We start from the raw sequence: 13,754 nt of genomic DNA, 5'->3' as shown, positions 1-13,754 counted from the left end.
TCCAGTCATCAGGCCCGGCGTGGTGGAGAACACCGCGGCCCTGGCGCGAGCCGCCGTGAGGCGGTCCGGCGGCCAGGGCCGTGTTCGTCGTCGGTCGCGCGGGCCATCGCAGGTGTCATGCTCCCCGAGCAAGCTCAAATAGGGCCCGGCTCCACCACTTCTGTCTTAGATCGGGATCAACCGACTATTTTCTTCAGTTCCTCAGCGAGGGCACTTGCCTCGTCCGCCGAAAGCTCGACGACAAGGCGGCCGCCACCCTCCAGAGGAACCCGCATGACGATCCCCCTGCCTTCCTTGACGACCTCCAGCGGACCATCACCGGTCCTCGGCTTCATAGCCGCCATGCGTGTATCCCTTCCTGCTTCGGGCTCCGGATCTCCGACTGACCCGAGGGTGGCCGACGCATTCACGTCTTCTGTGATGTCCTATTATCCCGCCTCCGCACGGAGAATGGGAACGATCAGTCTCAGCGTCGGCTCATCCGGCGATCAAGACCGTTGTCCGGGGCCCCTCGGACGACCAAACTTGTCCTCGTGAACGCTCGCGCCGCTCTCTTCGATCTGTACGGGGACCACCTCAGGTCCCGAGGCGGTCGTGCGTCCGTGGCCGCCCTCGTCCGCCTGCTCGCCCCGCTGGACATCGCGGCTCCCGCCGTGCGCACCGCCGTCTCGCGGATGGTGCGGCAGGGCTGGCTCGCGCCCGCCCGGCTGCCCAGGGGGCCCGGTTACGAGGTCACCCCCAAGTGCGTGCACCGCCTCGACGAGGCCGCGCTGAGAATTTACCGAGTCGGGACGATCACCTGGAACGGCCGGTGGCACATCCTCGTGGTGGAACCCGTACGCGAGCGGTCCAGGCGGGAGCGCCTGCGCTCGGATCTGGCCTTCATCGGGTACGCGCCGATGTCGGAGACGACCTGGATCGGGCCGCGGCCCTCCCCCGAGCTGGACGCGATCTTCGAGGGCGAGGACCTGTCCGCGGACCGGTTCGACGCGGTGCTCGACGGCGACCCCGCGGCGCTGGTCGCCAGGACCTGGGACCTGGACGGCATCGGGGCCGCCTACGAGGAGTGGATGGCCCAGGCGACGGACCTGGTCGGCCGGCTGCCCGACAACGCGAGCGACGACCAGGTGTTCGCCACCCGGAGCAGGCTGCTGCACGGGTGGCGCAACTTCCTGTTCCGCGACCCCGGGCTTCCCGCGGAGCTCCTGCCCCGGGGCTGGCCGGGGGAGAGGGCCAGGATCTACTTCGAGCGCGAGGCCGGGCGGCTGCTCCCGGCCGCCGCCGCCTTCGTCGACCGCCACCTCGGCGAGGCATAGCGGACATCGTGCCGCAACCGTGACGAACACCATGACGAACAACGTGGGACACCATGGCGAGCCCCCGGCCGGCGTCCGCGACCGGAAGCGAGGCCCGGAACAGCCGGCGGAGCCGCACGGACGACCCCGTACCGACACCCCCCTTACAGGCAGGGTCCCGGTGAGCCCTCGGGCGAGGCCGGGACGTCCGGAAGGAGCATCCGTTGAACGACGTCCTCTACTCCGTCGACGACGCCGTCGCCACCATCGTCCTCAACCGGCCGGAGGCGATGAACGCGCTGACGGTCCGGGCGAAGACCGCCCTGCTGGAGGCGCTGGCCTCGGCGGCTCGGGCGTCCTCGGTGCGGGCGGTGGTGCTGACCGGGTCGGGACGGGCGTTCTGCGCCGGCCAGGACCTGACGGAACACGCCGCGAACCTGGAGGCCGGCCGGGGGCTGGACGGGACCGTGCGCACGCACTACAACCCGGTCATCCGAACGATCACCGAGATGGACAAGCCGGTCGTCGCGGCGGTGAACGGCGTCGCGGCGGGCGCGGGCGCCTCCCTGGCCTTCGCGTGCGACCTGCGGATCGCCTCGGACAGAGCCAGATTCGCGACGGCTTTCTCCGGGATCGGCCTGGCCCCCGACTCCGGCGCCTCCTGGACCCTCCAGCGCCTGGTCGGCCCGGCGCGCGCGGCCGAACTCCTGCTGCTCGGCGAGCCCTTCGGCGCGGACCGCGCGCTCGAACTCGGGGTCGTCTCGCGGGTCGTCCCGGCCGGCGAGCTGGACACCGCGGCCCGCGCTCTGGCCGTACGGCTGGCGCAGGGCCCCACGAGCGCCTACGCGGCGACCAAACGCGCCCTGCGGTTCGCCGCGACCAGTTCCCTGGCCGAGGCACTGGAGCTGGAGGCCGACCTCCAGGACGCCTGTGCCAGGACCGGCGACCACCTGAACGCGACCCGCGCCTTCCTCGCCAAGGAGCGCCCCGTCTTCGAGGGGCGCTGACCTCTGAGGCCTCGGCAGCCTCAGAGGCCGAGGACGTCGGGGGCGCCGGCTCCGGGGGCGCGGACTTCTCGAAGCGCCGGGTTCGAGGGCCGGCGGCGGCTTCCGGGGCCGCCCCCGGCGCGGGGGGCGTCAGGCCCGGCGTGTCCAGCAGTCGGCCAGGTGATCGTTGACCAGGCCGATGGCCTGCATCAGCGCGTAGGCGGTGGTCGGGCCGATGAAACGGAAGCCGCGCGCCTTGAGGTCCTTGGCCAGGGCCTTGGAACCGGCGGTCTGGGCGGGCACGTCCGCCAGGGTCTTCGGGACGGGCGCACCGGGGTCGGCGTGCTTCCAGACGAGGTCGGACAGGCCGATGCCGAGCGCGGCCCGCGCGTTGGCGATCGTCGCCTCGATCTTGGCCCGGTTCCTGACGATGCCCGCGTCGCCGAGCAGGCGGGCGACGTCCTCGTCGCCGAATCCGGCCACGGCCGGGATGGAGAACCCCTCGAAGGCCCTGCGGAAGTTCTCCCGCTTGCGCAGGATGGTGATCCACGACAGGCCGGACTGGAACGACTCCAGCGCGATCCGCTCGAAAACCCGGTCGTCACCGGTGACCGGACGGCCCCACTCCTCGTCGTGGTAGGCGACGTAGTCGGGGGCGGAGGTCGCCCAGCCACAGCGCACGAGCTCCACGGCCTCCACAACCCCCACGGCCACCGCGGCCTCCACGGGTTCTACGGCCTCGACGCGGCCCGCGACCCGCGAGGTCCCGGTCACCGCGGGTCCTCCGTCTCCTGCCGCTCCCCCGTACGAAGGCCGACGGAACCGGGAGACGACTCCTTCGAGTCCGAGGTCCCGGAATCCGAAGCCCCGGAAGCCCCGGAAGCCCCGGAAGAGGAGGGCGATGACGGCGAATCCGGCACCGAGGACGGCTCGGACGGTTCGGACGGCCTGGCGAACCGCGACAGGTCGGCCGTCCCGGCGGCCTCAGCGGTCCCGGCGGCCTCAGCGGTCCCGGCGGCCTCAGCGGTCTCGGGAAGCTTCTCCGGTTCGGACGACCCGGACGGTTCGGCCGGCTCAAACGGTTCGGACGGCCTGGCGAACGGCGACACACCGGACGACGTGCCGCCCTCGGCCGTCCCGGCGGTCTCAGCGGCCTTGGGAGCCTTCTCCGGCCCGGAGGGCTCACCGGGCCCCTCGGGCTCGCGCTCGGCCGGCGACCCGTTGGACAGCTCCTCCGCCGCCCCGAAGCCGTCCCTGGCGGGAAGCTCGTACGGCGCCTCGAGCCCGCGCTGAGGAGGCTGGGAGCCGGGGTTGAGCTCGTGGCGGGCCTGGAGCCTGCCGGCGAGCAGTTCCGACACCCGCTGCTCCAGCACGGCGATCCTGGTGTCACGCTCGCTCAGGGCCCCGGCGACCCGGTTCAGGGTCTCGTCCACGCTCTGCGTGTTGTATCCGACGAGGCTCACCGGGAGCTGGAGGGCCATGAAGTCGACCGCGCCGAGCTGACCCGCCTGGGGCAGGTTCAGCGGGGGCACGTCGGGGGCGAACTCACTCAGCTCGCCTCCCCGGCCCATGGCGACCACCGTGACACCGGCGATGACGGCTACGGCAGCGAAAGCTAATACGACCAGCACATACGAATCGTGCCACATCTCCACTGGCCTAGGATCGGATCATGACGTTCCTCGTGCTCGGACCCGGTGACCGGGGTGAACCCGGCTGGGTCGAGGCCCGTTCGATCGGGGAGGTCGAGGAGCTCGTCCGTGCCGGGCACACCGTGGTCGTCACCCCCGCCCGGCTGGCCACCGCCGAAACCACCCCGTCCGCCGCGTCCGTAGAGAACGTCGAGAACAGCGGGGACGCCGGAAACGCCGCAGCGAGAGAGCGGGACGCCGAGGCCGCGGAACTCACCGCGGCCTCGATCTGCGCCTGGGCCGGCGCCCGGGTCTTCCGTACGGACCGCGCCGACCAGGTGCGGCTCGCGGTCGAGATGACCGACTCCCTCGCCGGGCGGCGCCCGCCCGCGCTAACCCGCCGTGGCCTCGCCTAGCTCCTCCGGGCTCGGCTCCAGGTGTCTGGTCGACTTCTCCAGCAGCCGGAACGCCTCGTCGACCGTGGTGGTCCAGGAGATGGCGTCGAAGACGTTCGGACGGGTGAAGCCCGCCTCGTCCATGCCCTCGACCAGCTCCCGCAGCGGCGCGTAGATCCCCCAGGGGTCGAGGACCACCAGCGGCTTGTCGTGCAGGCCGAGCGTGCGGGACGTCCAGATCTCGAACAGCTCCTCCAGCGTCCCGATGCCGCCGGGCAGCACCAGGAAGGCGTCGGAGCGGGCGTCCATGACCCCCTTGCGCTCGCGCATGTCGGTGGTGACCACCAGCTCGTCGGATCCCTCGTCCGCGATCTCGATGTCCACCAGCGACTGGGGGATCACCCCGATGGTGCGGGCGCCGCCCGCGCGGGCGGCGCGGGCCACGGCTCCCATGCAGGAGATCCTGGCCCCGCCGCTCACCAGGGTGTGCCCCCGGGCGGCGAGCTCGGAGCCGACCTGCTCCGCCAGTTCCAGGTACTTCTTGTCGATCTTCTGACTCGATGCGAGGAATACACAAATGAACACGTGCCGACCTTATTCGGCATCGCCGACCGTGGTCATGGCCGCCTTCCGCTCGTCCTCCAGTCGCCCGCCCCTGTTGTTGTCGGCCTCGACGATGATCCGGACCGCCTCGTCCACGTCGTCGGTGACGTGAATGAGATCGACGTCCGCCGGAGAGATCTTTCCCGTCCCCATGAGAGTGTTCTTGATCCAGTCGAGCAGGCCGCCCCAGAACTCCGTTCCCATGAGCACCACCGGGAAGGAGGTGACCTTCTGGGTCTGGACCAGGGTGAGCGCCTCGAAAAGCTCGTCCATGGTGCCGAAACCGCCGGGCAGCGTGACGAATCCGCAGGAGTACTTCACGAACATGGTCTTGCGGACGAAGAAGTAGCGGAACTCGATGCCGAGGTCGACGTACTCGTTCATGCTCTGCTCGAAGGGCAGCTCGATGCCCAGGCCCACCGAGACGCCCTCCGCCTCCACGGCCCCCTTGTTGGCTGCCTCCATGCAGCCGGGGCCGCCACCGGTGATCACGGCGTAGCCCGCCTCGGACAGCTTGCGGCCCAGCTGGATCCCCATCTCGTACTCGGGGCTGTCCACGGGGGTGCGCGCGGACCCGAAGACGGTCACCGCCTGGGGCAGTTCGGCGAGCTGGCCGAAGCCCTCGACGAACTCGGCCTGGATGCGCAGCACCCGCCACGGATCCATGTGCAGCCAGTCGGCCGGCCCCCTCCGATCGAGAAGTCGCTGGTCGTGGGTGGAGTCGGAGACGAGATCGCCGCGAACCACCGCGGCTCCCTGACGACGTTCCGGACGTGTTTTCTTCATGCGGGTCACCGTAGCGCCGTCCCAGAAAAATCTTGAAAAATCTCCATGAAAACATGGAACCGGATTTTGAACAGGGTGCGTCTAACTGCACGAGGGTGCTGCTCGGGACTGAAAGTGGCTTTCCCCGCCAAATGGCCGGCGAGGAAAGCCACTTTCATTTGTACCGGCCCCTCCCGGGTCACGCGCACCGAGGGGCCTCGCCTACCGGGGGCCTCGCGAAGGGCGCACCGGCCCCGGCGGGCTCCTTCCCTTTCAGAACAGGGCTTCTTCCCCTTCAGAACAGGGCCCCGCCTCTCTCAGGACAGCCAGCCGAGCATTCCGCGCTCGCAGTCTGCGATCTTGCTCAACGAGACGAACTCGTCCTTCTGGTGCGCCAGATTCGGGTCTCCGGGACCGTAGTTGACCGCGGGCACGCCCAGGCCGGAGAAGAGCGAGACGTCGGTCCAGCCGAGCTTGGCGCGCGGCGTGCCGCCGACGGCGTCGACGAAGGCCGCGGCCACCGGATGGGTCAGGCCGGGCCGCGCGGCGGCGGCGGCGTCGGTGAAGCGGACCTCGTACCCCTCGAACACCTCGCTCACGTGGGCGCGCGCCTCGTCCAGCGACAGGTCGGGGGCGAAGCGGTAGTTCACGGTCACCACGCACTCGTCGGGGATCACGTTGCCCGCGACGCCGCCGCCGATGCCCACCGCGTTCAGGCCCTCGTGGTACTCCAGCCCGTCCACGACGGGAAGCCTGGCCCGGTAGGCGTTCAGGATCGCGAGCACCGGCTGGGCCGCGTGGATGGCGTTGACCCCGAGCCAGGACCTGGCGCTGTGCGACCGCTTGCCCCGGGTGACGATCTGGGCCCTGAGCGTGCCCTGGCAACCGCCCTCGATCACGCCGTCGGTGGGCTCCATGAGCACGGCGAAGTCACCCGCGAGCCAGTCGGGGTGACTGCGGCTGAGCCGGAGCAGGCCGTTGCGTTCGGCCTCGACCTCCTCGCAGTCGTAGAAGACGTAGGTCACGTCCCTGCTGGGCTCGGGAAGGGCGGCCGCCAGTTTCAGGGCGACCGCGACGCCGGCCTTCATGTCCGAGGTGCCGCAGCCGTACAGCCGGTCGCCCTCGACCCGGCTGGGCAGGTTGCCGACGACGGGGACGGTGTCGAGGTGTCCGGCGATCACCACCCGCTCGCCGCGGCCCAGGTGGGTGCGGGCCACGACCGAGTCCCCGTCGCGCTCGACGGTCAGGTGCCGGAGCGGCCGCAGTGCCTCCTCCACGGCGTCGGCCAGGGCCTTCTCGCCGCCGCTGACCGACTCGACGTCCACGATCCCGGCGGTGAGCTCCCCGACATCCTGCGTGAGGTCCAGACGCGTACTCATGCCCGCGACCCTAGTACTCGTACGGGATCCGGCCGAGTCCGGCTCCGCGGGGAACGGGGAACGGGGACCCGTCGCGCCCCGGCGGGATCCGGCCCGTCCCGGCCCCGCTCGCGCGCAAGGCGGGTCTTCCCCGGCCGCGGGCACCGCGGCCGGATCGTCCCGGCCCCGCGCGGCGGGCGGTCACCCGTGCAGGAGGCGGTCGAGTTCGGCCCTGCCGGGCCGGTGGCCCTCCTCCAGACGTTCGAGCACCAGGACGCAGCGCAGGCCGAAGCCGCCGCCGGGAAACTCGCGCCACCGGGTGCCTCCGGTCGCCACGCACCAGTCGGGGACGCGCCCGCGGTCCAGTTCCTCACCCGTCCGCACGTCGACGACCGGGGTCGAGCCCGACAGGACCGTCCCGGCGCCGACCACGGCGCCCCGGCCCACGCGGGCCCCGTCGACGATCACGGCCCCGCCGCCGATCAGCGCGCCGTCCTCGACGACCACGGGCACCCTCCCCGACGGCTCCCCGGTGGCGCGGGGGTCCTCCGCGCCGTCCTGGCCACCGGTCTCGCCGACACCGGCTCCCCCGGACAGGCGGACGTTCCTGCCGATCTGGACACCCACGCCGATCGAGACCCAGGTGCCGACCGTGCTGCCCTCGTCCACGTGGGCACCGATGTCGACGAACGAGGGCATCAGCACGACGCCCGGCGCCAGGTAGGAGCCCCAGCGGGCGATCGCCCCCGGCACCACGCGCACCCCCTCGACGGAGGTCTTCAGCGGGACGCGGTCGTGGTGGTGGAAGTCGCCCACCTGGGACCTGACCATGCCGAGCACCCGGAACGCGAGCATGACGGCCCGCCGGGCGCGCTCGTCCACGACCACCTCGCCGGTGCGGGAGACCTCGGCCACCCTGGCCTTGCCGCTGTCGAGCATGTCCACGGCGCTCACCACGACGGCACGGGCCTCGGCGTCGGCGGGGCTCAGCTCGGCCCTGCGCCACCACAGCTCGTCGACGGCCGCGGGCAACGGGCTGGCATCGCTCTGGGTCATGGCCCGGAGCCTATGTTCGCGAGGTTCCACCAGACCGCGCAATCGCTGGGGACCTGTAGGTTCTTGACCGTGCGACGGCGCTTCCCAAAAGGGGTCATCGCGATCATCGTGATCGTGACCGTGCTCGCGGTGGCCATCACCGTGGGTCTCTTCACCTTGCTCCGGCGGGTGACACCGCTCGTCGACTTCGGCGAGGGATGCAAGATCACGACGCCGGAGGGCTCGCTGGAGCTGGATCTCGAACAGGCCAAGGTGGCGGCGGTCATCGCGGCCGTGGCGGCCCGCAGGAAGCTGCCCGAGCGGGCCGTGGTGATCGCCTACGCCACCGCCATGCAGGAGTCCAAGCTGGAGAACCTGACGGGCGGCGACCGCGACTCGGTCGGCGTGTTCCAGCAGCGCCCCTCCCAGGGCTGGGGCACTCCCAAGCAGCTCGTCGATCCGGTCTACGCCTCGGGGAAGTTCTTCGCCGCGCTGGTGAAGGTGAAGGGCTACCGGAAGCTGCCGCTCCACGAGGCGGCCCAGGAGGTGCAGCGCTCGGCCGACGGGTCGGCGTACGCCCAGCACGAGGACGACGGGAAGATCCTCGCCGCGGGGTTCACCGGGCGCGTGCCCAGGGCCGTGCACTGCTGGTTCCCCGCCCCGGCGGGCAAGACCCCTCTCCCCGACGAGCGGGGGGCCGGGCGCAGGCTCGCCAGGGCCCTGGGGCCCGGGGACGCCTTCGAGGCCCCCTCGCGCAGGCGCGGCTGGCTGGTGGCCGCCTGGTCGATTGCGCACGCCAAGACGTTCGGGCTGTCCAGGATCCGCTACGACGGCCAGTCATGGGTCTCCGCGAAGGGCCACGACGGCTGGAAGGCCGAGCCGGGATCCTCCGCCGGGAAGGTCGAGCTCTCCTAGCCGCCCTTTTTCTTCTCGATCCTGATCGTGCCGGGGGCGAGGGGCTGGGCGTGGGAGGAGCTCCAGCGCTTGCCCTGGAGGCGTTCGAAGCTGAGCAGGCGGCCGTCGGCGGCCCGGTAGTCGGCGAAGTCGAGCAGGCCCCGCTCGGGCATCGAGGTGACGCCCTCCCCGCGGAAGGCCGCGGTGCCCCGGTCGACGGGGAAGAAGTCGACCCCCTCGACGCTCAGCGTGGCCTTGGCGGGGATCATGCCCTCGGTGGGCACCGGCGTCCACAGCAGCACCTCCAGGTGCGGCGGTTCGCCGGCCAGGCCCTCGCGCATCTGGATCGACAGCCACTGGTAGCGCCGGGTGCCGTCGTCGAGGAGGTACTCGGTCCACTGGCTGCCCTGCCAGGACAGGTACAGGGCGCCGAGGACGCGGCTGCGCACCCCCTGACAGTCGATCGTGTCACCGACCTTGATCGTGCGGGGGTCGGGGTAGTCGATGCCGACACGGCCCATGGACGGTTGGGCCTGCGGCTGCGCGGCCTCAACCGAGAGGAGGGGGGTCTCGCCGGAACGCTCGGAATCGCCGGCCTTCCTGTCCTGGCGCGTCGTCGCGAAGAACGCGCCGAGCAGCAGGACGAGCGTGGCCACACTCAATCCGAGTATCACGGCGACCTCGGTGGTCATGCCGCGCGATCCTACTGGAGGCGGCGCACCGCCGCACTGATGCGTTCGTCACCGGCCGTCACGGCGATCCTGATGTGCCGCTCGCCCGCGGTCCCGTAGAAGTCGCCGGGTGCGACCAGGATTCCCCTGCCGGCCAGCGCGCGGACCTGGTCCCAGCAGCCGGCCCCGTTGGACGCCCACAGGTACAGGCCCGCGGTGGAGTGCTCGATCTTCCAGCCGGCCGCCTCCAGCGCGGGACGCAGCGCCGCGCGGCGGGCGGCGTAGCGGGCCCGCTGCTCCTCGGCGTGCGCGTCGTCGTCCAGGGCCACGGCCATCGCCGCCTGGACCGGCGCGGGCATGATCATGCCCGCGTGCTTGCGTATCTCCAGCAGCCGCTTGACCAGCACGGGGTCGCCCGCGACGAACCCGGCCCGGTAACCGGCCAGGTTGGAGCGCTTGGACAGCGAGTGCACCGCGAGCAGGCCCTCGTGCGAGCCGCCGCAGACGTCCGGGTGCAGGATCGAGATCGGCCGCTCCTCCCAGCCCAGCTCGATGTAGCACTCGTCGGAGGCCACGACCGCGCCGTGCTCGCGCGCCCACGAGACGACCTTGCGCAGGTGCTCGGCGGGCAGGACCCTGCCGGTCGGGTTGGACGGGGAGTTCACCCAGACCAGGGGCACCCGCTCGGGGCCGAGCGTGAGCAGCCCGTCGGTGGCGTACGGCTCGGCGCCCGCGAGGCGCGCTCCCACGTCGTAGGTGGGGTAGGCCAGCTCGGGGAGGACCACCCGCTGCCCCGGACCGACGCCGAGCAGCGTCGGCAGCCAGGCCACGAACTCCTTGGAACCGATCAGCGGCAGCACGTCCGCCTGGTCGAGGACCACTCCGTGCCTGCGTCGCAGCCACCCGGCGGCGGCCGAGCGAAGGCGCTCGGTGCCGTACGTCAGCGGGTATCCGGGACTGTCCGAGGCGTCCGCGAGGGCCTGCCGCACGACGGCGGGGACCGGGTCGACGGGAGTGCCCACCGACAGGTCGACGATCCCGTCGGGGTGCGACGCCGCGAGCTCCTTCAGCGGCGTGAGCCGGTCCCACGGGAAGTCCGGCAAACCGTTCATCGGAACCTCGCCGGGACGCTCGTGGCCTCTGACGGGTCGGGAATGGCGTTCATGGTGATCAGCCGTCGTCCTTCACTGAGGCGGGTCTGCCGGAGGCGGGACCGGAGGGGGACGGCCGTCGTGGCCGCCCCCCTCCGGCACCCGCTCCTAGTGGCTCTCGGCCTGCGGGGGCAGGGCCGCGACGACCGGGTGGTCCTTCTCGATCTTGCCGACCTTGGAGGCGCCGCCGGGCGACCCCAGGTCCTCGAAGAAGTCCACGTTCGCCTTGTAGAAGTCCTTCCACTGCTCGGGCAGGTCGTCCTCGTAGAAGATGGCCTCCACCGGACAGACGGGTTCGCACGCGCCGCAGTCGACGCATTCGTCGGGGTGGATGTAGAGCATCCGCTCACCCTCGTAGATGCAATCGACGGGGCACTCCTCGATGCACGCCTTGTCCAGGACGTCCACGCAAGGCTGCGCGATGACGTAGGTCACCTCGGGCTCCTTCTTCTTAACGCACCTAGGCACGACTTCGACCGCGAGTTGCTACGCCCTAGTATTGCCGTGCCTGCCATGTGTCTGAAACGGGAGGGGGCAAAAGCCGATGGCCCTTGGTTTCAGTGCTCGCCTGAACATCACCATAACCCCTTCCGACGTGGGCAAAAGAGTCACCACTCGGAGAAGGGTTCCCGAGGGGTTCCGCGACGCGGTGGGTGAGCTGGAGTTCTGGCGGGACGGCGTGCTCGGCGTCCGCAGGCGAAACGGCACCCTGGTGGAAATCGACGAGGAGACGCTCGCCGCGGCGAAGGTCGTCCCGGAGTCCCCGCGCCCGCGCGCCTGAGCGGAGCGGCCCACCCCGCCGACCTGGGCACCGGCTCTCCGGCACCGGTCCTCGGGCACCGGCGGAGTCCCCGCGCGGCGCGCGCGGACGACGGCCGGACCGCGCCGGGTAAGCCCCTCGCCAAGACACGTGTAAGCCGTTCGCCAATAAGGGTCGCGCCTGCTCGACCAGACGAATGACAGCGGAGAGTATTCCGTTCGTGACCGTACGTACCAGCGCCGCAGCCGCCGTGATCCTCACGGCCACGATCGCCGGATGTGGCGCCCCGGCTCCTCAGAACGTCCAATTCCCGCCTCTCAACACGCAGGCCGCCTCCCTGAAGGAGGGCTTCTCGACGATGGAGCGCCTCGTCGAGGCGGCCAGGAAGGAGGGGGCGCTCACGGTGATCGCGCTGCCGCGCGACTGGGTCAACTACGGCGAGATCATCGACACCTTCTCCGAGGAGTACGGGATCAAGGTCAACCAGCTGGAGCCCGACGCCAGCAGCGCGCGGGAGATCGCGGCCGCGGCCGAGCTCAAGCCGGACGTGTTCGACCTGAGCATGGACGTCGCCGCGGCCAAGTCCGCCCTCTTCGCCCCGTACAGGGTCCAGGGCTGGCAGGACATCCCCGACCGCCTGAAGGACCACAGGGGCCTCTGGTACGCCGGGTACGGCGGCTACATGTCCATCGGCTACGACCCGAGCAAGGTCGCGGCCCCCGCCTCCTTCTCCGACCTGCTCAAACCAGGACACAGCGTCGCGCTGCCCGGCGACCCCCGGGAGGTCTCCGCGGCCTTCAACGGGGTGATGGCCGTCTCCCTGAGGGGCGGTGAGGCGAGGGCCGAGCGGGGCGTGGAGTTCTTCCACCGCCTCAAGGGCGAGGGCAATCTCGCGGCCACGCCCAAGGCGGCCTCGGTACTCGTCGACTGGGACTACCACAACGCCGAGCGGGCCGCCGTCGACAAGGCGTGGAAGGTCGCGATTCCCGGTGACGCCGTGCTCGGCTCGTACTACGTCCAGGCCATCAACAAGCAGGCCCCGCACCCGGCCGCGGCCCGGCTCTGGCAGGAGTTCCTGTTCTCCGACAGGGGACAGAACCTGTTCCTGAAGGGCTATGCCCGCCCGGCCAGGATGGAGGCCCTGCAGATGCGCGGCACCCTCGACCGCGAACTGGCCGCGAAACTGCCTGCGACCAGCGCGAAGCCGGTGATCCTCACCATCCCGGAGATCGACAGGGCCAGGGCCTACCTTCAGCGCGAATGGGTCAAGAAGGTGAGATGAACCTGAGGCTGCCGGGACTGATATGTCGTGACTTCCCAGAGGCTCTAAAGTGTCTGGAGAGGCCGACAGGAAGCCTCGCGTCTCAGAATGTGAGCTGATCGTCTTGCGATACGACACCCCGAGCTCGATGAGGTGGAGCGCTCGCGCGTATGACAGCAGCTTCGGGTACGTCTCGGCGCACGGCGCCCCCCTGGTCGAGCTTCTCGACCCGCAACCGGGGGAACGCATCGTGGACCTCGGCTGCGGCACCGGGACGCTGACGGCCGAGATCACCTCCAGGGGCGCCCGCGTCCTGGGGATCGACGGCTCACAGGCGATGATCGAGAAGGCCCTGGCCCAGTATCCGGGGCTGGACTTCATCGTCGGCGACGGCCGCGACTTCACGGTGGCCCAGCCCTACGACGCGGTCTTCTCCAACGCCGCCCTGCACTGGATGGGCCGGGAGCCGGACGCGGTGATCACCAGTGTCCGCGAGGCCCTCACCCCGGGCGGGCGGTTCGTGGCCGAGATGGGCGGCGCGGGCAACTGCGCCGCGCTGACGGCGGCGCTTTCCACCGCCTGGCGGGAGTACGGGCTGCGCGAGCCCGACCTGCCGTGGTACTTCCCCACCCCCGCCGAGTACGCCACACGGCTGGAGAAGGGCGGCTTCACCGTCCGCCTGCTGGAATACTTCGACAGGCCGACCCCGCTCGACGAGTGCCCCGGCGGGGCGGCCGACTGGGTCCGGATGTTCGCGGGTTCACTGCTCAAGGAGGTGCCCGCGGAGATGGTCGACCCGCTGCTCCGCCGGGTGAACGAGCTGGCGGCCCCCGCCCTCCGGCGGGAGACCGGTTGGATGGCCGACTACGTGCGACTGCGGTTCGCGGCCGTACGCCGCTGAACCGGCCCAATGTGCCGCGGCGATTTGCCAGACTATGGTCTGTTCCAT

The 13,754-nt window shown here is 71.0% G+C and carries 17 protein-coding genes; 7 read left to right on the top strand and 10 right to left on the bottom strand.

Annotated features, from left to right (window positions below; genetic code table 11):
- Positions 1-176 precede the first annotated feature (176 nt).
- Positions 177-344: a DUF3117 domain-containing protein gene (locus tag AB0G15_RS09310; protein WP_362685327.1), complete on the bottom strand. Its 168-nt coding sequence runs from the start codon at positions 342-344 to the stop codon at positions 177-179.
- 189 nt (positions 345-533) lie between these two features.
- Here AB0G15_RS09310 and AB0G15_RS09305 point away from each other — a divergent pair, with 189 nt between their 5' ends.
- Positions 534-1,316: a PaaX family transcriptional regulator C-terminal domain-containing protein gene (locus tag AB0G15_RS09305; protein WP_362836952.1), complete on the top strand. Its 783-nt coding sequence runs from the start codon at positions 534-536 to the stop codon at positions 1,314-1,316.
- Positions 1,317-1,519: 203 nt separating this feature from the next.
- Positions 1,520-2,302, top strand: coding sequence for an enoyl-CoA hydratase-related protein (locus AB0G15_RS09300; RefSeq protein ID WP_362836950.1), 783 nt, complete (start codon positions 1,520-1,522; stop codon positions 2,300-2,302).
- A gap of 129 nt (positions 2,303-2,431) precedes the next feature.
- Here the strand turns inward: AB0G15_RS09300 and AB0G15_RS09295 are convergent, their stop codons facing one another.
- Positions 2,432-2,995, bottom strand: a complete 564-nt coding sequence (locus AB0G15_RS09295; RefSeq protein ID WP_362837103.1) for a DNA-3-methyladenine glycosylase I — start codon at positions 2,993-2,995, stop codon at positions 2,432-2,434.
- Between the two features lie 56 nt (positions 2,996-3,051).
- A complete protein-coding gene (locus AB0G15_RS09290) occupies positions 3,052-3,930 on the bottom strand; it encodes a hypothetical protein (RefSeq protein WP_362836949.1) in 879 nt (292 codons plus the stop codon).
- A gap of 23 nt (positions 3,931-3,953) precedes the next feature.
- Between AB0G15_RS09290 and AB0G15_RS09285 the strand changes: the two genes are divergently transcribed.
- Positions 3,954-4,328 carry a hypothetical protein gene (locus AB0G15_RS09285; protein ID WP_362836947.1) on the top strand — a complete coding sequence of 125 codons (375 nt, stop codon included), beginning with the start codon at positions 3,954-3,956 and terminating at the stop codon, positions 4,326-4,328.
- On the opposite strand, the gene AB0G15_RS09280 is transcribed toward AB0G15_RS09285, so the two are convergent.
- From AB0G15_RS09280 to AB0G15_RS09265, 4 genes are all read right to left on the bottom strand, one after another.
- Complete coding sequence (locus tag AB0G15_RS09280) at positions 4,305-4,892, bottom strand: TIGR00730 family Rossman fold protein (protein ID WP_362836945.1); 588 nt, start codon at positions 4,890-4,892, stop codon at positions 4,305-4,307. The genes AB0G15_RS09285 and AB0G15_RS09280 overlap by 24 nt on opposite strands.
- A gap of 9 nt (positions 4,893-4,901) precedes the next feature.
- A complete protein-coding gene (locus tag AB0G15_RS09275) occupies positions 4,902-5,696 on the bottom strand; it encodes a TIGR00730 family Rossman fold protein (RefSeq protein WP_362836943.1) in 795 nt (264 codons plus the stop codon).
- 296 nt (positions 5,697-5,992) lie between these two features.
- Positions 5,993-7,054, bottom strand: coding sequence for a succinyl-diaminopimelate desuccinylase (gene dapE, locus AB0G15_RS09270; protein WP_362836941.1), 1,062 nt, complete (start codon positions 7,052-7,054; stop codon positions 5,993-5,995).
- A 180-nt stretch (positions 7,055-7,234) separates the two neighbouring features.
- Positions 7,235-8,089, bottom strand: coding sequence for a 2,3,4,5-tetrahydropyridine-2,6-dicarboxylate N-succinyltransferase (locus AB0G15_RS09265; RefSeq protein ID WP_362836939.1), 855 nt, complete (start codon positions 8,087-8,089; stop codon positions 7,235-7,237).
- 69 nt (positions 8,090-8,158) lie between these two features.
- Between AB0G15_RS09265 and AB0G15_RS09260 the strand changes: the two genes are divergently transcribed.
- Positions 8,159-8,983: a hypothetical protein gene (locus AB0G15_RS09260; protein WP_362836937.1), complete on the top strand. Its 825-nt coding sequence runs from the start codon at positions 8,159-8,161 to the stop codon at positions 8,981-8,983.
- Here AB0G15_RS09260 and AB0G15_RS09255 read toward each other — a convergent pair.
- The 3 genes from AB0G15_RS09255 to fdxA form a co-directional block, all read right to left on the bottom strand.
- Positions 8,980-9,654 carry a DUF4178 domain-containing protein gene (locus AB0G15_RS09255; RefSeq protein WP_362836935.1) on the bottom strand — a complete coding sequence of 225 codons (675 nt, stop codon included), beginning with the start codon at positions 9,652-9,654 and terminating at the stop codon, positions 8,980-8,982. The two genes, AB0G15_RS09260 and AB0G15_RS09255, sit on opposite strands and share 4 nt — an antisense overlap.
- A gap of 11 nt (positions 9,655-9,665) precedes the next feature.
- A complete protein-coding gene (dapC, locus tag AB0G15_RS09250; RefSeq protein ID WP_362836933.1) occupies positions 9,666-10,745 on the bottom strand; it encodes a succinyldiaminopimelate transaminase in 1,080 nt (359 codons plus the stop codon).
- 147 nt (positions 10,746-10,892) lie between these two features.
- Positions 10,893-11,219 carry a ferredoxin gene (gene fdxA, locus AB0G15_RS09245; RefSeq protein WP_344902423.1) on the bottom strand — a complete coding sequence of 109 codons (327 nt, stop codon included), beginning with the start codon at positions 11,217-11,219 and terminating at the stop codon, positions 10,893-10,895.
- Between the two features lie 160 nt (positions 11,220-11,379).
- Between fdxA and AB0G15_RS09240 the strand changes: the two genes are divergently transcribed.
- The 3 genes from AB0G15_RS09240 (at position 11,380) to AB0G15_RS09230 (ending at position 13,706) form a co-directional block, all read left to right on the top strand.
- Entirely contained in the window at positions 11,380-11,565 is a 186-nt protein-coding gene (locus AB0G15_RS09240) for a hypothetical protein (protein WP_329085793.1), read from the top strand.
- A 199-nt stretch (positions 11,566-11,764) separates the two neighbouring features.
- A complete protein-coding gene (locus tag AB0G15_RS09235; protein ID WP_362836931.1) occupies positions 11,765-12,826 on the top strand; it encodes an ABC transporter substrate-binding protein in 1,062 nt (353 codons plus the stop codon).
- Between the two features lie 127 nt (positions 12,827-12,953).
- Positions 12,954-13,706 (top strand): methyltransferase domain-containing protein, encoded by a 753-nt coding sequence (locus tag AB0G15_RS09230; RefSeq protein WP_362836929.1) that lies wholly within the window; start codon positions 12,954-12,956, stop codon positions 13,704-13,706.
- Positions 13,707-13,754 lie beyond the last annotated feature (48 nt).

Origin of the sequence: Streptosporangium sp. NPDC023825 (genome assembly GCF_040639575.1) — a bacterium.
In the GTDB taxonomy this organism is placed as follows: Bacteria; Actinomycetota; Actinomycetes; order Streptosporangiales; family Streptosporangiaceae; genus Streptosporangium.
Note: the sequence above shows the minus strand (reverse complement) of the source record. Positions and strands in the feature narration are given on the sequence as shown.